The organism is Nostoc sp. FACHB-110 (assembly GCF_014697425.1).
Classification (GTDB): domain Bacteria; phylum Cyanobacteriota; class Cyanobacteriia; order Cyanobacteriales; family Nostocaceae; genus Nostoc_B.
The window spans coordinates 1-22,742 of record NZ_JACJRU010000067.1 but is presented as its reverse complement, the minus strand read 5'-3'; the positions used below and the strand labels follow the sequence as shown (position 1 = coordinate 22,742).

23 protein-coding genes and 1 pseudogene are annotated in these 22,742 nt (G+C 40.1%); 10 read left to right on the top strand and 14 right to left on the bottom strand.

What is annotated here, in order from left to right; genetic code table 11:
* Positions 1-71: 71 nt before the first annotated feature.
* On the bottom strand, positions 72-1,499 hold the full coding sequence (locus tag H6G69_RS32405) for an RNA-directed DNA polymerase (RefSeq protein WP_190693681.1): 1,428 nt from the start codon (positions 1,497-1,499) through the stop codon (positions 72-74).
* 247 nt (positions 1,500-1,746) lie between these two features.
* Here H6G69_RS32405 and ptsP point away from each other — a divergent pair, with 247 nt between their 5' ends.
* Entirely contained in the window at positions 1,747-4,242 is a 2,496-nt protein-coding gene (gene ptsP, locus H6G69_RS32400; RefSeq protein WP_190693680.1) for a phosphoenolpyruvate--protein phosphotransferase, read from the top strand.
* 80 nt (positions 4,243-4,322) lie between these two features.
* Here ptsP and H6G69_RS32395 read toward each other — a convergent pair whose 3' ends face one another.
* The 5 genes from H6G69_RS32395 to H6G69_RS32375 all read right to left on the bottom strand — a co-directional run bounded on the left by H6G69_RS32395 (position 4,323) and on the right by H6G69_RS32375 (position 7,488).
* Positions 4,323-5,159, bottom strand: a complete 837-nt coding sequence (locus H6G69_RS32395) for a DUF4351 domain-containing protein (RefSeq protein ID WP_190693678.1) — start codon at positions 5,157-5,159, stop codon at positions 4,323-4,325.
* A gap of 3 nt (positions 5,160-5,162) precedes the next feature.
* The gene (glp, locus tag H6G69_RS32390; RefSeq protein ID WP_190693676.1) at positions 5,163-6,404 is read right to left on the bottom strand and encodes a gephyrin-like molybdotransferase Glp; all 1,242 of its coding nucleotides are present in this window, start codon (positions 6,402-6,404) and stop codon (positions 5,163-5,165) included.
* Positions 6,405-6,566: 162 nt separating this feature from the next.
* Complete coding sequence (locus tag H6G69_RS32385; protein WP_190693675.1) at positions 6,567-6,854, bottom strand: DUF2442 domain-containing protein; 288 nt, start codon at positions 6,852-6,854, stop codon at positions 6,567-6,569.
* A 3-nt stretch (positions 6,855-6,857) separates the two neighbouring features.
* The gene (locus H6G69_RS32380; RefSeq protein ID WP_190693673.1) at positions 6,858-7,118 is read right to left on the bottom strand and encodes a DUF4160 domain-containing protein; all 261 of its coding nucleotides are present in this window, start codon (positions 7,116-7,118) and stop codon (positions 6,858-6,860) included.
* A 118-nt stretch (positions 7,119-7,236) separates the two neighbouring features.
* Positions 7,237-7,488 (bottom strand): hypothetical protein, encoded by a 252-nt coding sequence (locus H6G69_RS32375; protein ID WP_190693672.1) that lies wholly within the window; start codon positions 7,486-7,488, stop codon positions 7,237-7,239.
* Between the two features lie 76 nt (positions 7,489-7,564).
* On the opposite strand from H6G69_RS32375, the gene H6G69_RS32370 reads away from it, so the two are divergent.
* The 7 genes from H6G69_RS32370 (at position 7,565) to H6G69_RS32340 (ending at position 12,043) form a co-directional block, all read left to right on the top strand.
* Positions 7,565-8,122: an RDD family protein gene (locus tag H6G69_RS32370; RefSeq protein WP_190693670.1), complete on the top strand. Its 558-nt coding sequence runs from the start codon at positions 7,565-7,567 to the stop codon at positions 8,120-8,122.
* A gap of 44 nt (positions 8,123-8,166) precedes the next feature.
* The gene (gene rpmG / locus H6G69_RS32365; protein ID WP_083468823.1) at positions 8,167-8,361 is read left to right on the top strand and encodes a 50S ribosomal protein L33; all 195 of its coding nucleotides are present in this window, start codon (positions 8,167-8,169) and stop codon (positions 8,359-8,361) included.
* Between the two features lie 2 nt (positions 8,362-8,363).
* Positions 8,364-8,579, top strand: coding sequence for a 30S ribosomal protein S18 (rpsR, locus tag H6G69_RS32360; RefSeq protein WP_190693668.1), 216 nt, complete (start codon positions 8,364-8,366; stop codon positions 8,577-8,579).
* Positions 8,580-8,787: 208 nt separating this feature from the next.
* Positions 8,788-10,848 (top strand): ribonuclease catalytic domain-containing protein, encoded by a 2,061-nt coding sequence (locus H6G69_RS32355; RefSeq protein WP_190693666.1) that lies wholly within the window; start codon positions 8,788-8,790, stop codon positions 10,846-10,848.
* A 52-nt stretch (positions 10,849-10,900) separates the two neighbouring features.
* Complete coding sequence (locus H6G69_RS32350) at positions 10,901-11,176, top strand: AbrB/MazE/SpoVT family DNA-binding domain-containing protein (protein ID WP_242072263.1); 276 nt, start codon at positions 10,901-10,903, stop codon at positions 11,174-11,176.
* Positions 11,163-11,552 (top strand): PIN domain-containing protein, encoded by a 390-nt coding sequence (locus H6G69_RS32345; RefSeq protein ID WP_190693664.1) that lies wholly within the window; start codon positions 11,163-11,165, stop codon positions 11,550-11,552. The genes H6G69_RS32350 and H6G69_RS32345 overlap by 14 nt, the downstream gene beginning before the upstream one ends.
* Before the next feature lie 323 nt (positions 11,553-11,875).
* Complete coding sequence (locus H6G69_RS32340) at positions 11,876-12,043, top strand: hypothetical protein (RefSeq protein WP_190693662.1); 168 nt, start codon at positions 11,876-11,878, stop codon at positions 12,041-12,043.
* Between the two features lies 1 nt (position 12,044).
* Here H6G69_RS32340 and H6G69_RS32335 read toward each other — a convergent pair whose 3' ends face one another.
* The 3 genes from H6G69_RS32335 to H6G69_RS32325 form a co-directional block, all read right to left on the bottom strand.
* On the bottom strand, positions 12,045-12,551 hold the full coding sequence (locus H6G69_RS32335) for a GNAT family N-acetyltransferase (protein ID WP_190693660.1): 507 nt from the start codon (positions 12,549-12,551) through the stop codon (positions 12,045-12,047).
* A 78-nt stretch (positions 12,552-12,629) separates the two neighbouring features.
* Positions 12,630-14,315, bottom strand: coding sequence for an NAD(P)H-quinone oxidoreductase subunit 4 (locus tag H6G69_RS32330; protein WP_190693658.1), 1,686 nt, complete (start codon positions 14,313-14,315; stop codon positions 12,630-12,632).
* A 238-nt stretch (positions 14,316-14,553) separates the two neighbouring features.
* Positions 14,554-15,060, bottom strand: a complete 507-nt coding sequence (locus H6G69_RS32325; RefSeq protein WP_190693656.1) for a GNAT family N-acetyltransferase — start codon at positions 15,058-15,060, stop codon at positions 14,554-14,556.
* 60 nt (positions 15,061-15,120) lie between these two features.
* Here H6G69_RS32325 and H6G69_RS32320 point away from each other — a divergent pair, with 60 nt between their 5' ends.
* Together H6G69_RS32320 and H6G69_RS32315 are read left to right on the top strand one after the other, a co-directional pair.
* Positions 15,121-16,032 carry an isopenicillin N synthase family oxygenase gene (locus H6G69_RS32320; protein ID WP_190693654.1) on the top strand — a complete coding sequence of 304 codons (912 nt, stop codon included), beginning with the start codon at positions 15,121-15,123 and terminating at the stop codon, positions 16,030-16,032.
* On the top strand, positions 16,033-17,178 hold the full coding sequence (locus H6G69_RS32315) for an FAD-binding oxidoreductase (protein WP_190693652.1): 1,146 nt from the start codon (positions 16,033-16,035) through the stop codon (positions 17,176-17,178).
* A gap of 103 nt (positions 17,179-17,281) precedes the next feature.
* On the opposite strand, the gene H6G69_RS32310 is transcribed toward H6G69_RS32315, so the two are convergent.
* The 5 genes and pseudogenes from H6G69_RS32310 to H6G69_RS32290 form a co-directional block, all read right to left on the bottom strand.
* Positions 17,282-17,761 carry a hypothetical protein gene (locus tag H6G69_RS32310; RefSeq protein ID WP_190693650.1) on the bottom strand — a complete coding sequence of 160 codons (480 nt, stop codon included), beginning with the start codon at positions 17,759-17,761 and terminating at the stop codon, positions 17,282-17,284.
* A 294-nt stretch (positions 17,762-18,055) separates the two neighbouring features.
* Complete coding sequence (locus tag H6G69_RS32305) at positions 18,056-18,790, bottom strand: hypothetical protein (protein ID WP_190693648.1); 735 nt, start codon at positions 18,788-18,790, stop codon at positions 18,056-18,058.
* Between the two features lie 8 nt (positions 18,791-18,798).
* On the bottom strand, positions 18,799-20,115 hold the full coding sequence (locus tag H6G69_RS32300) for a cytochrome P450 (RefSeq protein WP_190693646.1): 1,317 nt from the start codon (positions 20,113-20,115) through the stop codon (positions 18,799-18,801).
* Between the two features lie 97 nt (positions 20,116-20,212).
* The gene (gene ilvD / locus H6G69_RS32295) at positions 20,213-21,904 is read right to left on the bottom strand and encodes a dihydroxy-acid dehydratase (RefSeq protein WP_190693644.1); all 1,692 of its coding nucleotides are present in this window, start codon (positions 21,902-21,904) and stop codon (positions 20,213-20,215) included.
* A 197-nt stretch (positions 21,905-22,101) separates the two neighbouring features.
* Positions 22,102-22,647 (bottom strand): annotated as a pseudogene (locus H6G69_RS32290) (TenA family protein); the annotation flags it as partial.
* Positions 22,648-22,742: the final 95 nt, after the last annotated feature.

Genomic DNA, 22,742 nt, shown 5'->3' with positions numbered 1-22,742 from the left:
GAGATTTTACCGCAGACCCATGAAACATTTGTGCAAGTTGCAATGATTCGGTTAATGCTGAGAAGACTGGCTTAATTGATTCGTTTAATACTTTCCAAACATCCTCTAAGAAGGTAACGGGCAAGACCCAAATGCAGTAAATTTTCGTCTAAACAATTTTTATTGAATAAATCTAAGATGTTTTTTCTAGCAATTTTATTTAGTTCTTCTGTAGAAATATTATTAGCTTCAGGAATTGCATCATTCTCAAAATTAAATTGCAATTGCTCATTCGATTGATATTGTCTCCCTTCTGATATTGAATTAGATTGGTCTTCAATAAGAATATCAGGAGATATTTTCTTAATTTCTCCTAATGCTATTATTGTACCTTTTTCCTCTTCATCTACTGCTGTCTGTACTTCATTTATTTTGTCAATTTCTTCAATTAAAGGAAGATTATATTCTGGATATAATAAGAAACTTAGTAATTTATAACTTTTCGGTAAGAATTCTACACGTGTTTCATTTATATCTACCGAAGTTTGTAAATTTTCAGTTTTTAATTTATATATCTCTGATGAGGATTGCAGGTTAGAAGATTTACAAATATACTTGGATAAATTTTCAATTTTTTCAGCTTTTGTTTGCTCCTCTAATCTTTCTGGATCAAATAAATCATCTTTCAAAAACTGCTCAATTTGTTTTATCTCTGTTTTACTAACTTGGAGCGTAAGTCTATGAGATGTATAAATATACTCTGAAACGTCGTGTAAGGCTCTGTATGCTTCTCTGCGAGTTTTACAGAATATACGAAAATCGTCAACATACCGTGTATGAGCATATCCCTCTCGTAGCAGAAACATATCAACATCATTTAAACAAGCTTCAGCCAATAAAATAGATGGTGTAGGCCCTACTGGAATTCCTCTTGAATGACCACGTGTCAAATTCATCAAGAAGTTTTCAAAATTCGATGCACGCTCAGATGATATTCCAGCTACTTCTAAAGCATTTCTTATACGATGATGGCTTATTTGATTATAAAAATCTGCGATATCTGCCGTAATAACATACTTATAATTATCTGATTCTGCTAGTTCAACAGATTTTGTATCGAAGTCTTTCCAACCATTATCTTGACAAAATAACCGGCCATCAGCATGAAGGTCTACTCTATAAGAACAAGCTATTTTACGTTCTCGAGGTATACGGTAAGCTTCAATCAAATTCGCCGCCTCATATATTAAAGCTGCATATATGAGTGTATCGATCGGATCAAGTTGAATAGCAACACGAAATCCTCCTTGAGGCTTTGGTACAAGGAATCTTTGGAAGGGACGACCTTCATGCTTTGCTATATCAATTTCCAATATGTCATTTTTTAGTCCTGTCCAGCTATATCGCATTGCTTCATACTCGAATGGAACTGGAAATATATCAGTATCTCCAAACTTTTGGATATGAGCGAAAGCCCAATCTAGAGATTCTAGTTTAAGAGAATCTTTAATTTTAGTCATAATAAAAATGCTTGGTTATATAAATAAAAATTTTTGGGGAATTAGAGTTATTTTATATCATTGTATTTGATGTAATACTGTTGACTGTTGCTGAATATCAACTCCGATCGCATCCCTCCCCCAGATACAACGCCTCATTCTAAAGATTTCTGGACAATTGTAAGGGAAATGAAATATTGATGTTATTTTGGACTGCAACGAGTAGCTTGCTCAATCTCAGACTCTCAACAAGGTTGATGGTGTTGCAGTGGTCGGAATAGTTATCGTTTCTCATAGTAAACAATTGGCTCTGGGTGTGCAGGAACTCGCTGCACAAATGGTTCAGGGCAAAGTTGCGCTTGCGGTGGCGGCTGGTATTGACGATGCAGAAAATCCACTCGGTACGGATGCGCTGAAGATTTATGAGGCGATCGCATCTGTATTTAGTGATGATGGTGTATTAGTATTGATGGATCTTGGTAGCGCAGTCATGAATGCAGAAATGGCTGTGGAGTTCTTGCCAGAAGCACACCAAGAAAAAGTATACCTCTGTGAAGCACCATTGGTAGAAGGTGCGATCGCGGCTACCGTTGCAGCCGCTACAGGTAAAAATATCCAGCAGGTAATAGCGGAGGCCAGAGGGGCATTAAACGCCAAAGCTACGCAATTAGGCATTACTAATACAACAATTGATAGCAGTATTAATACACAATCAATAACAAGTGCTGCTTATCCGAATCGAGAAATTCGGCTGACTGTTCATAATCGTTTAGGCTTACACGCGCGTCCGGCGGCGCAGTTTGTCGCCACAGCCGCAAAATTTCAATCTCGCATTCATGTGCAGAATTTAACCAGAAATACTGCCGTTGTTCGGGGTGACAGTATTAACCAAGTGACTACTTTGGGAGTACGTCAAGGACACGAAGTTTTAATTACTGCGACTGGTATTGATGCAGATGCAGCACTCGCCGCATTACAAATTTTATTTGCAAATAACTTTGGTGAAGATGATAAGGCTGTAGTCTCGCCGCCAACATTCCAGCCGGAAGCAACAGCAGCAACTCATGGCGAACTTTCAGGAATTGCGGCTTCTCCCGGAGTTGCGATCGCACCTGTAATTCATTATCAACCTGCTCCGGTGACAGTAACACAATACCACGTCAACGACCCAGAAGCAGAATTGCAGCGTTTACAAGCAGCTATTCACACCGCGCAACAAGAAATTCAGACAATTTTTTCCCAAGCAACTTTGCAAATCGGTGACACGGAAGCCGCCATTTTTGATGCTCATTTACTATTTTTAGAAGACCCTGTGTTGTTGGAAACTGTACAGCAACGCATCATGGAACATCACCTCAACGCCGAAGCAGCTTGGCAAGCCGCAGTGGATGAAGTTGCAACTTCCTACCGCACTTTAGATGATGCGTATTTAAAAGAACGTGTCGAAGATGTGGTGGATGTGGGACAAAGAGTGCTGCGACTGTTAGCCGGAAGTGCTGCTAGTAGTTTGTACCTTGCCGAACCAGCGATTGTAGTCGCCACAGATTTGACACCTTCCGATACAGCCGGGTTAGACCCCAGTAAAGTACTCGGTATTTGTACGGTGTCAGGAAGTGCTACATCCCACAGTGCGATTATTGCGCGGACATTGGGGATTCCCGCCGTTTTGGGTGTCAATCCCGAAGTGTTGCGCTTGCAAGATGGTACTTTAATGGCGTTGGATGGTGAAAGCGGTAAAGCGTGGGTAGAACCAGAAGCAGATATTCTCGGTGCATTAGAAGCTAAACGAGAAGCTTGGCAAACTGCTAAACAAGAAGCACTCGCCAAGGCGCATCAACCAGCAATTACCCGTGATGGCAAACAAATCAATATCCTCGCCAATATTGGTGGTATTGCAGATGTCCAAGCGGCGGTGGCTGGTGGTGCGGAAGGTGTGGGACTGTTGCGGACAGAGTTTTTGTATTTAGGGAGAAACACAGCACCCACAGAAGAAGAACAACTAGCAGTGTATCAGGCGATCGCCCAAGTTTTAGATAACCGTCCGCTAATTATCCGCACCCTCGATGTTGGCGGTGACAAGCCATTACCTTATTTGCGAGTTGGTTTTCACGAAGCTAACCCCTTCTTAGGCTGGCGGGGGATTCGTTTTTGTTTAGATCATCCAGATTTATTTAAAACTCAGTTAAGAGCAATTTTACGCGCCAGTGCGGAACACAAAATTAAGGTGATGTTCCCGATGATTGCTAGTGTGACGGAAGTACGGGCAGCTAAGGCAATATTAGGGGAAGTACAGACAGAACTGCGGCAAGCGGGTATTCCTTTTGATGAAAATCTCCCAGTTGGTGTCATGATTGAAGTCCCGGCGGCTGTCGCCATCGCTGATCATTTAGCGGCGGAAGTCAACTTTTTTAGTATTGGGACAAATGATTTAAGTCAGTATGTCATGGCAGGCGATCGCACTAACCCCAGAGTAGCGTATTTAGCCGATGCTTTACACCCTGCTGTATTGCGAATGATTCAACGAACTGTTAAAGCCGCCCACGCCGCCGGAATTTGGGTAGGATTATGTGGGGAATTAGCCGCAGATCCAACCGCCTCCGGAATATTATTAGGTTTGGGGTTGGATGAATTGAGCGTCAATCCCCAAGCTATCGGGATAATTAAACAAGCGATCGCAAAATTAACTGTAGCTCAAGCCGAGGCGATCGTCGCAACAGCATTACAACTAGATTCTGCAAATGATGTTAGAGCTTTAGTGCAATAAAATCTAAAGCCTGAACAAAAACTCCGCGTAACTTTGCGTTTACCTCAGCGATACTCTGCGTTTAAATTTTTATTACTTGTTCAACTATTTTCCTGCTGTTCTAATAAACTAACCAAATCAGAGATTGCAGAAAAATCAACAAATTCCTCACCCAATACTTCCAATTGTTCAGTAGATAATACTCTGATACGCTCAATAATCAATGAGTCTATCTCACCAAAACGTCGAGTTAACAGACGCATCAAAAACCGGAAAGCTTCTTGTTGTTTTCCCCTTTCTTCTCCCTTCTGCAAAATATCCTGATAAATTACTGACTCTTGCATAACATCCTCGCTTAAAAATTGACGAATTAATCCCTTTTCAAATTTCAAACCAGCTAAAATTTCGGTATAAGCTACAATATCTTGCCTAACATTGCTATCAGGAATTCTAGCAAGACTCTGGGCAACCTGCGACAACAACCGTTGAGGTGAATTTGTGCGTGTTAATGGTGCTAAAGGTAATAATGCAGGGTTATCGAGGAATATTGCTGAGTCTTGCTCCCACATTCGTAGAACTCGATAATGGTGATTAGTTGTCTCATTTACATATTCTTCAATAAAAGCAATTTCATTACTTGTCTCTTGTAAAAAAATTACTACCTGGGTTACGGGTAAATTATATTGACGTATTAACCGCACCGAATAATCCAGCATCCTGAATGGAAGTGGAGGATTTGAGATGGTGCGGGTTTGAAATTCGATATGTAAAATTCGATTAGCTGTTTGCAAAAATGTGACAGAATCAGCACGGATTGGCTCTAAACTCAATTCGGTTTTTAGTACCTTAACTTGTGTTGCTTCTTCAGGAAGTAACCAATTAACAAATTCTGCTGGGTATTTTTCAGCTAATACCTTACAAACGTTGTCAAAGCTCATAATTTACACATCAGCAATGAATAAAACTTGCGCTTTTTCTCCTGCTGCAATTAATGTTTGACCTATAGGTAAAACTGCTAAGGCATTAGTTTGAGATAAGTTAATTAAGTTACCAGAATTATGAGTACCGCCAGCTTTGTGAAATTCATAAACACCATTAACTAAATTTAAGCGTCCCCAAATATAAGTTTCACGTTTACCATTGGCACGTAATTCATCACGCGATCGCACCTTAATAAATTTTGCCTCCCAACCCTCAGCAAGTCCAGCTAATTTTTTAATTGCTGGTTGTACAAATCGCCAAAAAGTTACTAAAGCCGAAACAGGATTTCCAGGCAAACCAAAATAAATTGCTGAATTTTGCTGAGGAAAATTCGCCACAGTTAATGGTTTTCCTGGTGTCATTGCCACAGCCCGAATATGAATTTTCGCTCCTAAATGTTCCAAAATTTTATCTACATAATCATATTCCCCAACCGAAACCCCACCAGAAGAAAGCACAATATCAGCATTTGCTATGGCGTAAGCAATGGTTTCTTGTAAAGCTACAGGATTATCTTTCACAATGCCTAATAATAAAGGCTCTGCACCACTTTCTTTAACTAAAGTCGCCAAGGCATAATTATTAGAATCGACAATTTGTCCTGGTTGTAGCGGTGTATTTGGTGTGACTAATTCATCACCAGTAGAAAAAATGGCAACTTTTGGACGGCGATAAACTTTGACTTGGGGACATTGTGCTGCTGCTAATACAGCAATTTCCGCCGCCTTTAATTGAATTCCTGGGGGTAAAAGTTGGGTTCTAGCTTGGTAATAAGACGCTTTGCGGCGGACAAATTCTTGCGGTTGGGGTGCAACTTGAATAAACACGCGATTTTCCTCACGGCTTGTCCTTTCTTGCATAATTACAGTATCCGCACCTGCTGGAATTACCGCACCAGTAAAAATTCGCGCTGCTTGTCCTGGCTGAATTGTGGTTTTAGGTTGATATCCGGCGGGAATTTCTTCGACTATTTCTAAAATAGCTGGGTTTTCGGCATTAGCTTGCTGTACATCTACATAACGAACTGCGTAACCATCCATCGCCGAATTATCCCAATGAGGAAAGTCTAGCTGACTGGTGATGGGGTTTGCCAAAATGCGATCGCTTGCCGCCAATAAATCTACAATTTCTATATCGTGTTCCGCATTTAACGGCTGTACCAAATTTAAAATAATTGCTTCTACATCGCTAACTGGTAACATTGCTATTGCCTCAATTTATTCGCCTAATTATCCTTATAATGAAACTACTAATCAACTAAAAAGCCCAACATATCCTTTAATAATGTTGGGTTTTATCATAAATACCTCAGTAAGCTATTTTTCTGTAAGCCAAGATTTAAAGCTATACACTGCTGTTATATATCAAATTTTATTTGCTTTTTTGAAAATTTGATAATTACTGATTGCTTCTCCTGTAACTTCGGCATAAAGTACATCAGGGTCAAAATCTGCGCCATTCTCCCAATAAATCGTTCCCCACTCAGAATTTATTTTCACTTGTTGGAAATAGTTAATATCTTTTAGCGGGGCAAAAATCCCTGTAAAAGATATTAATTTACTAATATCAATAATTCCTTGTTTATTATCTTCAAACTTGATGTAAAGTTGATAACCTTCTCTCGGTTCGACAGCAATAATATCTTTAAGCATGACTTACTCCAATGGTTCAATTTTTTCTAAAGGATTATTGAGTCTAGCTTTTTCCCAGTTGTCCATCAATTCCGCTTTATGTAAATTCGCCCACTCCATGACAAGTGCTAATACTCTAGATGACAATTTACCTTCTAATATGGATAAAGTTTCAATATCAATAATTGCTTTTTGTTGATTATAACGAACATGGAAATGTGGCGGTGGATGGTCGTTATAATACATTGTAATAATAATTCCTAAAAAACGGCTAATTTCTGGCATTAAAACAATATAAAAATGAAGTTTTATTATATAGGAATACAGTTCGATTTATGAAAAAAATCCAGTATTATGTAGTGGCAAAATCGTGAAAGACTCCGGTAATGCACCTGAAAAATATTCAAGCTATATCCTGAATACTTACAATTCCCTTGCTACACCATGATTGTAGTAGCCATTTATTAGATTGCTGATCAAGGGCTGGTAAGACGCGGAAATTAAAAACATCTTGCCACACCTCAACACCATACTGAGTGACAAAAGTTTTTTCCAATTCTTGAAAAAGCAGATAATCACGGTCATCAATAGCACTCAGCATCGGAATGATAATGCTAACGGGGATTTGATTAGCAGTTGTCCCTGTGGATGTCATTCTGGGTAATCCTCTTAATATTAAGAATAGAAGCATAGATTATTTTTCCATATCTAAATAAAAATAACTGTTTTATATGACTATCGAAAGGATTCCGCAAAAACACTATCCCAAAGCTGAGATTTGGCGGCGTGGTCTGGCTTTGGGTTTGGATTTTTTAGGTGCTTGGTTAGTCAGTTCGCTATTTGGAAGTAGTAGCCTGGGTATTCAACTTGTCCAAATTTTAGTTTTTATCTTTTGTTGGCTGATTTTACGGGTAGTGGTGGTATTTAATAATCGAGGGCAAAGTTTGGGACGCTGGGCTTTTGACTTGAAAATCCTAGAAGTAGAAAATGGGCAAGTAGTGGGGAGAATTCCAGAGTTGCTGGCACTGGTGAAGCGAGAAGCTATAATTGGCTTTGGTGCTTTGTTGGTGTCGATCGCCCTTGGCAACCTGAGAGCAAATCCCACTGCTATACTGCTATTACTTCCTCTGGCAATAGACTGTGGTGCAGCTTTCTCTGATACTCAGTTGCGACAAGCTTTACATGACCGTTATGCTAGAACGTTCATAGTTTCGTCGCGTCGGGGTTACTCGCTCGATATAAAAATCAAGCGTTTAGTTGATACTTTGCAACGAAATGTGCGAAGATAGTCATTTGTGTAAATTTCTCTTCAGGCTTTACTGTTTGTAAGATTATGGCTAAGAGTAAAGGTGTCCGCATAATAGTGACACTAGAATGTACCGAGTGTCGTAGCAACCCTGACAAGCGTTCTCCTGGTGTGTCCCGGTATACCACCATGAAGAACCGTCGTAATACGACCAACCGCCTAGAACTGAACAAGTTCTGTACCCATTGCAACAAACATACCGTTCACAAGGAAATCAAGTAAAGATGAGTTACTATCGTCGCCGTCTGTCTCCCATTAAGCCAGAAGAGCCAATCGATTACAAAGATGTTGATTTACTGCGTAAGTTTATTACCGAACGGGGTAAAATTCTACCTCGACGGATCACTGGGCTGACTTGTCAGCAACAGCGAGACTTAACATTAGCAATTAAACGGGCGCGGATTGTCGCTTTGTTACCGTTCATCAACGCTGAAGGCTAAATCAATTTTAAGATTGGGATTTTAGATTTTGGATTAACAAGAAAAGCTAATTTACAAGCTTTGTCTTTCTGAGTCCAAAATCTCAAATCTGAAATAATAAAGTGTAAAATTGGTTCCTACATAAAATTATTGAGGCTTTGGATTTGATAATTAACATTAAATCCAAAATCCAACATCCAAAATCTAAAATTATAAGAGTGCGAGAGTTGTGGAGAAGGGGACGCTAGTTGAATTTAGGGTTCAAGGCGATCGCCGTCTGGGTGTGGTAGATCGTCCAGATGGCAAGACCCGTTGGTTTGTGGTAGATGAACGTGGTCAATCCCACAGCCTCGCGCCGAGACAAATTACATATACAGTAAACGGACAAACCTACAAGTCCTCGGAGATTCCGAAATTTCTCGAAGAAGTCAAGCCATATTTAGACCCATCTAGCTTAGAAGTGGCTTGGGAATTATTGGTGGAAGATGGAGAAGCAGTCACCCCATCGCAAATGGCGAATCTGCTGTTTTCCGCATCAGAACCAGCCCCTTGTTATGCAGCCCATTGCTTGTTATCAGATGACAAACTCTACTTCAAGCAAAAAGGCGATGCTTATGAACCGCGCACAACCGCCCAAGTAGCAGAACGTAAACACCAAATAGAAGTAGAAACCCTTAAAGCCAAGGGACAGCAAGAATTTTTAGTGCGGGTAGAACAGGCACTCAAGGGTGAAGCAGTAGAATGGCAAAGACACGATCGCCATCGTCTAGAAGCATTAGAAAAATACGCAGCTTTAATGGCTGATATTGTGCGGGAGGGAGTAAAATATGATGCGCTATCAAGGGCGTATCCTCCTCCAGCACCAGTCTTAGAAACGATGAATATGCTGGGGCGGCCTGCAACCCCCCAAGGAGCTTTTCAATTATTAGTAGACCTGGGCTGGTGGAGTCCCTATGAAAACTTGTTCCTGCGTCGTTCGTCAATTCCTGTTCAGTTTACTAGCAAGGTATTAGAAGTGGCGCAACAGCGTTTGGATTCCCCAACAACAGACTTGGATGCAAATCGCCTGGATTTGACTCATCTAAAGGTTTACACAATTGATGATGAAAGTACCACTGAGATAGATGATGGTCTGAGTTGGGAATCACTCAGCGATGGTCGAGAAAGATTATGGGTACATATTGCTGACCCCACACGTTGGTTAGAGCCAGAAGATGACTTAGATTTAGAAGCCAGAAAGCGGGGAAGCACAGTTTATTTGCCCACAGGAATGGTTCCCATGTTCCCAGAAATCTTGGCGACTGGGCCGATGAGTTTGGTACAGGGAAAAATTTGTTGCGCCCTGAGTTTTGGAATTATTTTAGATAGTGATGGGGCAGTCGAAGATTACAGCATTCACGCCAGCTTGATTAAACCGACATATCGCCTCACCTATGAAGATGTCGATGAGATGCTGGAATTAGGAGTGCAAGCAGAACCAGAAATTGCAGCGATCGCAAATTGGGCAAAAAAACGCAAATCTTGGCGTTACAACCAAGGAGCCATCAGTATCAACATGCCAGAGGCTATGATTAAAGTCAAAGGCGATGATATTAGTATTGATATCTTAGATGATTCCTCATCACGGCAACTGGTAGCAGAAATGATGATTCTTGCTGGTGAAGTAGCAGCCCGTTACGGCAAGACTCATAATATACCCTTACCTTTTCGCGGTCAGCCACAGCCAGAACTACCCCCAGAAGAAGAATTAATTCAACTCCCAGCCGGGTTTGTCCGTGCCTGTGCAATGCGGCGGTGTATGCCGAAAAGTGAAATGAGCATTACACCTCTACGTCATGCAGGTTTGGGTTTAGATACTTATACTCAAGCAACTTCTCCCATTCGCCGCTACAGTGATTTGCTCACCCATTTTCAACTAAAAGCCCACCTGCGCGGCGAAGTTCTGCCTTTTTCCGCCGAACAACTTAAAGAAGTGATGATGACTGTTTCTACCATTACCCAAGAAGTAACAATGGTGGAACGACAAACTAATAGATATTGGGCTTTAGAATATCTCCGCCGTCATCCTGAACAAGTTTGGTCAGTCACAGTTTTAATGTGGTTACGCGAAGATAGTAACTTAGCACTGATTCTATTAGAAGATTTGGGGTTACAGTTACCAATGATTTTTAAACGTTCTGTAACCTTGGGCGAGCAATTATTAGTAAAAGTGAGCATTGCCGACCCACAAAAAGACATGATTCAATTCCAAGAAATCATGTATCAAGAAGCTCAATCTGCGGCTAACTAATTCTCCCAGTCTATAGATAAAGCTAGTAGCGATTGACTTGGTTAAAATATAAATGCAAGCTTCTTCACAGCCATCGTTAGTTATGTTCAGCACAACAGTCACTGACACGGGAGAAATCACTCTCCCCGCAGAAATTCGGAAGCATCTCAATTTAGTTAGTGGTAGCAGGGTTGAATTTGTTATCGATGCAGATGGTCAAGTGAAAATATTTCCCCTCAACGTTCCAGTAGAAACTCTGTCAGGGATTCTATATCGACCAGACATTAGACCAGCCACTCTCGACGATATGGAAGCGGCTATCTCTAAGGGAGCCAATGATCGGACTTGATACCAACATCCTTGTTCGCTACCTAACCAAAGATGATGAACACCAGTGGCAACAAGCTTTTTCCCTGATTCAGTCCAACCAACCCTGCTTTATTGCCAATATCGTCTTGTGCGAATTGGTCTGGGTACTCAGAGGTTCAAATTACGGTTTTCGTAAAGAGGAGATTATTAATACTCTAGAGTCCATACTGCACAGCCCCGCCTTTGAGTTTGAAAACCGTTCTACTATTGACCAGGCTCTACAACGTTACAAGCAGGGTAAAGCGGATTTCTCAGACTACTTAATTGGGGCAATCGCACATCAGTTGAATTGTACAGAAACCGTAAGCTTTGATGGCAAGCTGAAGGGTGAAATCGGATTTCGTTGTCTGGAGTAGCGATCGCTAAATAAAACAATCTTTAACAGCACAAATAAATCTGATTTTTACACAAGAATTTAAATAGCACAAAATACACCTTTTCGTATGTAGTTATATTAACTAATCACTTTACCTATTGTCACAAATATTACTACGATTGATGTATTAAATTCATGGATACTAAGTATTGGTACTTAAAAATATTTTATCATGAAGCGATCGCAAGCGCATTTTTACTTAGTCTCAATACTCACGACATTAACAATTAGTAACACTGCAAACTTAGTATTAGCGGATAGGTTCAAGAAAATTACAAACAAGAAGGAATAAAATCTTTAGCAATGCCAGCATTAGGATGTGGGCTTGGTAGTTTAAACTGGGAGGATGTTGGGCCTTTAATGTGCAAATATTTAAAGAATTTAGATATCCATGTTTCAATATATTTACCTACTGATAGAAAAGTTAATAAAGAATTTTTAAAGAAAGAATTCTTGCTTTCAAAAAATTGAATTACAAACTGTTAAAAGCATCAGGATAAACAACCTTACCTTTATATTTTTCTTGATAGCTTGTTAGCGGTTTTACCATAAATACATCAGTTGGCACGGGGAAGGGAGATTCTATTTTATAGATAACCGATGGCTGAAAGCCAAAGCGAGAATAGAAGTGAGGATGACCAAGGACAATTACAATGGCTTCTTTTTTGGCTTCAGCTATTTCTAACCCAGCTTTGACTAATGCAGTTCCAATGCCTTGATTTTGAAATTGTGGACGAACTGCCATAGGTGCTAAACCAAGTACTTTTAGTGTTTCTACTCCTACTAAATCGATATAACTAAATAGAATATGACCAACGATAAGATGATCAATTTCTGCAACTAACGAAAGTTTGGGAAGATAACGGTCAGAGAGTCGAATTGCATCAATTAATTTAGCTTCATTTTCTTGACTAAATGCTAATGTATTGACCTCAGCGATCGCAAAATAATCTTGTGGTGTTTCACAGCGAATTTTCATGTTGACAATAATACAGGAATAGTTAAGCGATCGCCTCACAAAAAAGCGATCGCTTAATTATTCTTGTAGATATTGAATTTACTTAATCATCCCTAAAACTGGAGCAACTTCAGGTTCGCTAATTTCGGGAGAAAATAGTCCTTTGGCGTAGATTTGAGGATTTTGTTGCGCGAATTGAATGTAAGATTGCCGTACTTGAGTGTTAACCGCAACAGTTTTCACATCGTACATATTTGTAGCTATTTTGGGATAGACACCAACTGCAATAATCAAGACCAAAAAGCTCAGAGCAATAAAGATTTCCCGGGGTTTAGCATCTCGATAAACTGCTTCTGTTGGTAAAAGACAATCTGTACCAAAGCAAGCTGTTCCTTCATCTTCTTGGTTTTGCAAAGCAGCGTTATTAATATCACAGGTCAGTTCTGCACCAGTGCCGTAAAATACCTGTCTCAACATTGAAAGCAGATAGATTGGGGTGAGGATAACTCCCACTGCGGCTAAAAATACCATCACGGTGCAGAATGTCGAACTATAGATGTCACTGGTGGTGATACCGACAAACACTTGAAGTTCGCTGACAAATCCACTCATTCCCGGGAGTGCGAGTGAAGCCATTGCGCTAGCTGTAAATAAGGCGAAGACTTTGGGCATTGCTTGACCAATACCGCCCATACTGTCCATCGCTAAGGTGTGGGTGCGATCGTAGGTTACACCAGCCAAGAAGAACAATACAGCGGCAATCAAACCGTGAGAAAGCATTTGCAACATTGCGCCGCTAACACCGACATCGGTAAAGGAAGCAATACCTAACAGCACAAAGCCCATGTGCGAAATAGACGAATAAGCAAGGCGACGCTTCATATTCGTCTGAGCAAAGGAGTTTAAAGCACCATAAATAATATTGATTACGCCTAGAGTTGCTAAGACTGGTGCAAAGTAAACATGAGCATCTGAGAGTAATTCTAAATTCATCCGTATTAGCCCATATCCACCCATTTTTAAGAGGACACCAGCTAAAAGCATTGATACAGGCGCAGATGCTTCACCGTGGGCATCAGGCAACCAAGTATGTAGAGGGAAAATTGCCAGCTTCACACCAAAGGCAATTAATAATCCGGCATAAAGCCACAATTCTAGAGCTAGGGGATAATTTTTAGCACCAAGTTCAACTATATCGAAGGTTGTATTGTCGCCGTAGAGAGCCATTGCCAGCCCTGCTACCAGAATAAAAATAGAAGCTGCGGCAGTATATAGTAAGAATTTTGTCGCGGCATAGCGGCGTTTTTGACCGCCCCATATAGAAACAAGGAGATAAACAGGAACTAGTTCTAGTTCCCACATAATAAAGAACAGTAACAAGTCTTGAGCGACGAATACGCCAATTTGGGCGGAGTACAACACCAACATCAAGAAATAAAACAGGCGTGGCTTAAGATTAACTTGCCATGCAGCAAAGATTGAAAGCGTTGTGACTAGCCCTGCCAAAAGCACTAGCGGGGCGGATATTCCATCGACTGAAACTGCCCAACTCAGCCCTAGCTGAGGCAACCAGGCATATTTCTCCACGAGTTGAAACGTTGCATTGCTGGCATCGTAGTGATTCCAGAAGGTGTAGCACATCAAAACAAAATCCGCGATTGCCACACCTAAGGCATACCATCGTACGCGCTTGCCATCTTTATCTGGCAGCACAGGAATCAGCATGGAAGCAACGAGTGGCAACAGAATAATCGCGGTTAGCCAAGGAAATTCATCCGCTATCATGGCAGTAAGTAAAAATACTCATTTGTGTGAATGAAACTATTATATTGAATATTGTTCAATTTTCTTCATAAATCTTCACCGCAGATGAGTATAGATGAAATTTATTTCGCAGACTTAGTTTAGAGCAATCGCCCAGTAGGCTTTTGATTCAGAATTATTTGCTGGTAAAATCATCGAATTTTATCGAAGTTTTTCTAGAAAATCAATTGAAAATCCAATAGCTAAAATTTTTTAGCGATTACAATTTCAACTCCATAAAAACCCAGTTAGCTTTATGTTCTGGGGGGAGTTCTGTCTTTTCAATGTATGGTTCTGTATCTTGAAAGCCCAGCGAACGATAAAGTGCTAGTGCTTCTTTTGCAAAAGGCGCAGTATCTAAAAGTAGTCGGGAGTAGCCAATGTTGGCGGCTTCATAAATAAGATTTTCTAATAATGCTCTACCTATACCTTGTTGGCGAAACTTTGGTCTGACATACATTCTTTTAATTTCACCAACATCTTCACCAATTTGCCGTAAGCAAGCGCAACCTGCTATTTTGCCTTTATATTGTCCTAAAAGTAAACGTCCCTCCGGTGGCATAAATTCGTGGAGTTGAGCTATGTGTTGCTCTAAAAATGTATTAACATCAAAATTAATATTGAATTCCTGAGTGAAAACTGAGTTAGTCCAGTTAAAATATTCCCAAAATAAATCTTCCACATGAGATTTATCTTTATCAGTTTCTACTTGAATAATTTTTAGCAAAATAAGTTCCTTTTTAAGTTTATTTTTATTTTAAAAGTATGTTATTAAAAATTATTTTAAATGATAGAAATTCCAATTATTGATTTAGCTAGTTTTAGCAAAACTAACCAAGCAACTCATCAAGTTGTAGCCAGACAAATTCATGATGCTTGTCATAATATTGGCTTCATGTATTTACAAAATACGAGCATATCCAAAAACTTGATTAGCCAAGTATTCAACCAGAGTAAATCATTTTTTAGTTTACCGTTAGAAATTAAGCAGCAATTAGCGTGGAAAAATGAAATTAGTAACACAGGTTATGTCGGGATTGAAAGAGAAAGCCTCAATCCCCATCAACCAGGAGATTTAAAAGAAGCATTTAATTTTAGCCAAGCCGAATTAATTTCTTCCTGTCTATCTTCTCACTTTGCAGGAAACTACTCGGATATTTTTATCTTTTATCAAGCTTGTACAGAACTAGCAAATAAAATTTTGCAAGTATTTGCTTTAGCCTTAGAATTGCCAGAAGATTTTTTTACTATTAGGCATAATCAGCAAAATCATACCTTGCGATTACTGCATTATCCACCTTTACAAACACCGCCTAAACTAGGTCAAGTGCGTGCTGGTGAGCATTCTGATTATGGCAGTATTACTCTACTTTTCCAAGATGATATGGGTGGTTTAGAAGTACAAACAACTGCGGGAGAATGGATTGCTGCACCAGCAATTCTTGATACAGTGCTAGTAAATACTGGCGATTTGCTGCAACGCTGGACAAATGACGTATTTTGTTCGACCAAGCATCGGGTAATGATTCCTCAAGATGAAAAGTTAAAGCGATCGCGTTATTCTATTGCTTTTTTCTGTCATCCTAATGATGATGTAGAAATTGCTTGTCTAGAAAGTTGCCAAAAACACAAATCAGCTACCTATCCTCCTATTCTTGCGGGAGAATATCTTTTGAGTCGTCTACAAGCAACTTATTAAATGAAAACCTACGACTGGATTGTTGTTGGTGGCGGAATTACAGGTGCTACACTGGCATACGAATTAGTTAAAACAGGGTTTAGCGTACTTTTATTAGAACAACACGCCACACCCCAAAATGCAACTCGTTATAGTTACGGTGGGTTGGCTTATTGGTCAGGTACAACACCACTAACTCGTCAATTATGCCAAGAAGCGATCGCGCGTTACAACATCCTCTCGCAAGAGTTAGACGCTGACATCCAATTGCGGGAATTAGATTTATTACTGACAATTCCTGCTGATAGTCAACCAGAAACAACAGCTGCAACTTACGCGCAGTGTGCAGTAAGGCCGCATTTACTTAGTTTACAGGAAGCATGTGATTTGGAACCACTGGTGAATCGAGAGGCGATCGCAGGTGCTTTAACAGTCAAACACGGACATATTCATCCCGAAAAAACAGCCCAAGCTTACATTCAAGCTTTTTTACGTGCTGGCGGCGAAATGCAAATTAGCCAAGTTTTACAATTATGCAAAGGTGGTGTTCAAACTAATACTGCAAAATATCACAGTGCTAAGGTTGTGGTTTGTGCGGGTGGACTCAGCCGACAATTACTCAAATCAGCAGGTATTTCTGTAAAAGTTTATTTTACCCACGCCGAAATGATAGAAATTCCGCCTGTAGATTTACGTTTAAATACTTTAGTCATGCCAGCTAATTTGCAACGCTTTCAATTAGAATCAGTAGCTACGCAAGTTGATGAATTGTGGAATCAACCTGATCAAGAAATAACATCACCAATATTAGATGTAGGCGCAGTGCAATTTCTAGATGGTAGCTTACGCTTAGGTCAAATTAGCCGCGTGTTGACAAATCCGCAGGCTGAAATAAACGCAGAAGCAAGCGAACAATGGCTAAGAAAAAATATTAACCAAATGTTACCAAGTTTGGGTAATTTATCAGGAAATTGGCATCATTGTTTAGTAGCATTTAGTAATAATCGTTTAGCCGTAGTTGGTGCGATTCCCGAATTTGATGGGGTGCATATTTTCTCTGGTTTTAGTAACCCTTTGGTTTTTGTACCACCTTTAGCACAGCATTTTGCTAACTTTGCTGCTGGTAATGATGATGAAATTATTAGCCAGCTAAATATATTAACTTAATGAAACATCCAAGTAAAGTATTAGCGTGTCGAGACTAAAATAGTGCATTAAAAGTAGGTTGGGTGGAACGCAACCTACTTTTAGTGCGCTCAAAAAATGTAACTTAGAAGTTTATCGGTGGAAGAGGTTTTCCCTGACTAGTAGGAACATTTACCACATTTAGAGTTTTTGCGATCGCAATCACGTCATTTTCTAGCCGACGTGCTTTAGAATTACCAGGACAACTTAAATCAGGTGATTGCTCTCCACCTAAACTAACGTTAGTAGTTGTGCCAAAAGAAGTAGATTTCACACAAGATGGCTTAGTTGGTAACTTTGATAAAGGTTCAGCGACTTTGATATCGTTGAAGAATCTTTTCACCAACTTTTCTGGCAGTTTACCGTTACCAGATCCTTTTCCATCTACATAGTTAGTTTCTCCCGTGGGTGAGACATAAATACGATAGCCAATTGTATTGGTAGAACCACTATTCACAATCACTGCAACATTATTAGGTACTAGTGCTATTGCCGATGGAGATAAACTAGCTAACAATGATATACCTGTTAAAGCTAATAAACTTTGAGAAAAAAACTGATTCATTTTAGCATTCCCCTGATTTAAAACCAGTTGATTTTATGATGTGCTTGACTAAAATAAATCATAAAAAGTTGCTTGATTTAGCGTTTTTTTCAAATATTTTATGTTCATATTATTGTCACATCTTTGTCATAAATACGTCAAATCAGCTATGTTATGATAAACGGAACAGAAATCTAAAAGCAAAATTTAATTTCTATTGATCCGTCCCTGCGTCAAATTTATGATTCTCCAAGTATTATGAGTAATATAGCTATCACATAAAATGTGATAGCTTTTTTATCAGCTTAAAATAAATTAAGCACTTTTTTTAGGTTGACCTTCTTCAGATTTTAAATTTATTGTATCCATAGACATCAGTTGAGCAGCTTCTTGTAAAAGCTTTTTTTGCTCTTGATTAATTTCTTCTAAGCGATAGGAAATTTCTGTTAATCTTTGCTCTTTATCTCGATAAAAAGGTTGAATATGATTAGGCGATAAATTTGATATGCTATCTTTTGGTTGATAATTGGTAGCTTTTTGGAAAGCTAACCTAGCAACATTATGCAAAAATAAAAAGCTAAACTGAATCAATGATAAAAGTAATTTAAATGGTGCTTGTAGTAACGAAAAACTGGCTGTGGTAAATAAACGAATAATAGCGTTGATAATACTCCAAAGGATAGCCAGACTAAATAGAAGAATTACTAAACTAATAACTGGATGAATAGCTGCCCAATTGAGAATTTGCAGCAAGCGTGACATAGCAGGGTGTTGTGTTAGCCAGTCATTTATGGAAGAAGCGATCGCAGTTTCCATTGCCCCTGATGTTGTATGCTTAAATTGCTCCAAAGAACTTTTTGCTTGTTCTAGGTTAGTTGTCACAACATCAATGGCTTGATTAGTTTTACTGGCTGCTGTTTCTTGCCAAGACTGACCAACTTGTTGCGCTGAATTACTGACAGAGTTCACACCTTGATTGACAAAATCTTTAACGTTTTGCCAACTTTGAGAGACTCCTTGGGGCAAACTGAGATTTATTTGAGGTGTCATAGAAAATTTCACCGAGGCTGAAATCGAACCCGCAACCCGTCTTTAGGATGATTTGTCGGAAGCCTTACTGTCTCCAAGCTTTGGTTAGGTAAGATTTCCCAATCATAGCTGCGTAAAAGATGGGCAGCAACAATCTTTATTTCCATTTTGGCAAATGCCACACCAATACACACTCTCGGCCCGCCACCAAAACCAATTAAGCTAAAAGGATATTGCTTGTGTTCTTGACGCTGAGGGCTAAAACGTTCGGGGTCAAAACGTTCTGGTTCTGGGTAAATTTCCTCTAAGCGGTGAGTTGCCGCTATTGAATATAATAATTGCCAACCAGCCGGCACATAAAAGCCATTAAATTCAAATTCTTTGACAACGCCACGAAATCCACCGCCAACCGGAGGATGAAGTCTTTCTACTTCATACAAAACTTGCTCAAGATAAGGCATTTGCCCTAATTGTTCTAAATTTAAGTCGCCTTTAGTTGCAAGTTTGAGTTGTTCTTCTCTAGCACGTTGTAGAATTTCAGGATGACGCGCTAATTCTACACATAACCAAGTCAACATTGAAGTTGTGGTTTCATGTCCAGCAAAAAGTAATAATATTGCTTGGTCGATTAATTCTGTTGAGCTTAAGCTATTACCATCTTCATCTTTAGCTGCTAACAATAAGCTAATAGCATCTTTGCTAGGATTTTGCTGACGTTGTTGAATAACTTGACGCACATCTTCTATAATTTGATTCCTAGCTGCTATTGCTTTACCAAATTTTGTGAAGGGTATAGGTAATGGATTGATGCTAAATAAACCATTGGTGAGTGTTGTAAATAATTTGCTTTGTCTTGTACATTCTTCACCAGGATTTGTACCAAGTAATAATTGACTAGCAATATCAAATGTTAACTGTTTAAACTCATAAAACCAAGTAAATTCTTTTTTGTCTTCCCATTTTTTCAGGTAACTAGTCGTGATGTTATTCATCACATCTAGATAATTTGCTAATGCTGGCCCGTGCAAGGCTGGCATAATCAGGCGGCGATTTCTCCGATGTTCTTGGCCGTCTTGTACAAAGAGTGAGTGACCCAACAATCTTTTAAAAGTGCCTGGCCATCCCTCACGCCAAGAAAAATGTTCTATGTGGCTAGAAAGGACAAACTCAATTGCTTTGGGCCCTACCATCACCACAGTTGGTCTACCAATAAGATTGGTTTTAAAGATTGGCCCGTACTTGCGATAACGTTGGTTGACAAAGTGGTAAGGGTTAGAAACAAATGAAAGTGTTTCACCTATTACAGGCAAACCTAAGCTTCCGGGAAGTGTTTGATTGTTATTCATAAATCAAAGTATGTGTACTTCAAAAGATGAGTCGCATATTCTCAAAGTTAAGTTTGAGATTCGACTCATCTTTGAGTTAAAATGCCATGACTCTTGATTAACTATCAAACAAATCTAAATCAGTCACAGCACCCACACTGCTAGAAGAAACTAACTTGGCGTATTTTGCTAGTATACCTTTGGTGTAACGAGGTGGGCGGGGCTGCCAGTTAGCGCGGCGACGGGCTAATTCTTCGTCAGATATGTTCAATTGCAACAAGCGAGCATGGGCATCAATTGTGATGCTATCACCTTCTTCGACTAAAGCGATCGCCCCACCAACGGCTGCTTCTGGTGCAACGTGTCCAACTACCATTCCGTAAGTACCGCCAGAAAAGCGCCCATCAGTAATTAGCCCGACTGCATCACCCAAACCAGCACCGATAATTGCTGAGGTGGGTGCTAACATTTCCCGCATTCCAGGGCCACCTTTTGGCCCTTCATAACGAATGACGAGAACATCACCAGCTTTAATTTTGCCAGCTAAAATCGCATCTAAAGATTCTTCTTCAGAATCAAATACTCTGGCTGGGCCTGTAATTATGGGTTTTTTCACGCCAGTAATTTTCGCTACTGCCCCTTCTGTGGCTAAGTTCCCTTTGAGGATGGCTAAGTGGCCTTGGGCATACATCGGGTTATTCCAAGGACGAATCACATCTTGGTTAGTGGGTGGTTCTTCTGGGATATCTGCCAAAACTTCGGCAATGGTTTTACCTGTGATGGTGAGACAGTCACCATGCAGTAAACCATGCACGAGTAGCATTTTCATGACTTGGGGAATACCGCCAGCTTTGTGTAAGTCTGTAGCTACATAGCGTCCACTGGGTTTTAAATCGCACAGAACTGGCACTTTGGCGCGAATACTTTCAAAGTCATCTAATTTTAGTTCGATACCAGCTGCATTAGCGATCGCTAAAAAGTGCAACACCGCATTTGTCGAACCACCCACCGCCATAATTACGGAAATGGCATTTTCGATAGATTTGCGGGTGATTATCTGACTGGGCAGAATTTGATGACGAATTGCTTCGACTAAGACTTTGGCAGATTCTTCTGTGCTGTCGGCTTTTTCGTCATCTTCTGCTGACATAGTAGAAGAGTAGGGCAAACTCATACCCATCGCTTCAAATGCTGAAGACATGGTGTTGGCTGTATACATCCCACCGCAAGAACCAGCACCAGGACAAGCTTGACGTTCAACTGCTAATAATTCGTCTTCGCCAATTTTGCCAGCACTGTATTCACCAACAGCTTCAAAAGAACTGACAACAGTTAAATCTCTACCGTTGTAGTGACCGGGTTTAATTGTGCCACCATAGACAAAGATAGCCGGAATATTCATCCGCGCGATCGCTAACATTGCCCCTGGCATATTTTTATCACAGCCGCCAATGGCAATCACGCCATCCATACTTTGACCATTACAGGCTGTTTCTATCGAGTCAGCAATTACTTCTCGTGATACTAGGGAATATTTCATCCCTTCAGTTCCCATCGAAATACCATCACTGATAGTAATTGTGCCGAACATTTGCGGCATTGCCCCAGCGTGTTTTATACCAGCTTCGGCTCTTTGCGCCAGTGTATTTATCCCCATGTTACAGGGAGTGATAGTGCTGTAGGCATTGGAAATCCCGACAATAGGTTTGGTAAAGTCCTCGTCTTGAAAACCTACTGCCCGTAGCATAGCGCGATTAGGCGATCGCTGCACACCCTGTGTGACAACTTTACTTCTGAAATTCTCTGACATTGTTGTATACCCGTTGCTCTGATCTGGAGCAAATCTCTAGTATGAGTATCATAGGTACACTTGATTACAATGTCCAATATATATTTATTTAAAATTGAGACTTATAAAGTATCAAAACTCTAGAAATATTAACCCTGTGCTACTTGATTGCTGTGTTTGAGAAGCTGACAGCAAATTGACAAAGGACAAATGACTAATTAAACCAACCATGCAGCTTGAAAAAAATCATGCTCGCAGAGCATAGCATAACGGTAAGTTGAATGAACTACGTTGTTGTGGGTGGCGTAGTTGTTAACTAAACTTTCTAATTGTTGGGTTAGTGGGAGAAAATCTGTGCTGCTATAAGTGCGAATCCAGTCAGCATAATGATGATGAGGAATGCCATTACTCGCTAACTGTTCTCCTAAAAAAGAATATAACCGCATACATGGTGACATCGCCGCCGCCGTTAAACCCACATCACCACCCCAAGCGGTAGCTAACAAAAAATCTGTGTAACGCCGAGTAGCTGCGCCCGGTTCTACCGAATGCAAATTTACGCCCCACTTGGCTGCATAACCTTGATGTAACTGTAACTCTGCTAAAACTCCGCCAACTAAGTTGTGAAATACAGTAAATCCCGTCCAGTCTGGGGCTTTGGCGGCAGCGATGCTGTAAGCACGGGCAAATGCTTCTAAGAAAAAAGCATCTTGTCCGACGTAGTAAGCAAACTTCGCTCTTTCCAAAGTTCCTTGACATCCTCCTCAGCCTGAAGGCGTGAGGATTCCAATCTAATCAAACAGACTGAACTGTATGAATTCTTGGCGGGTTGACGCTTCACAGGATGCTGCTACCTTTA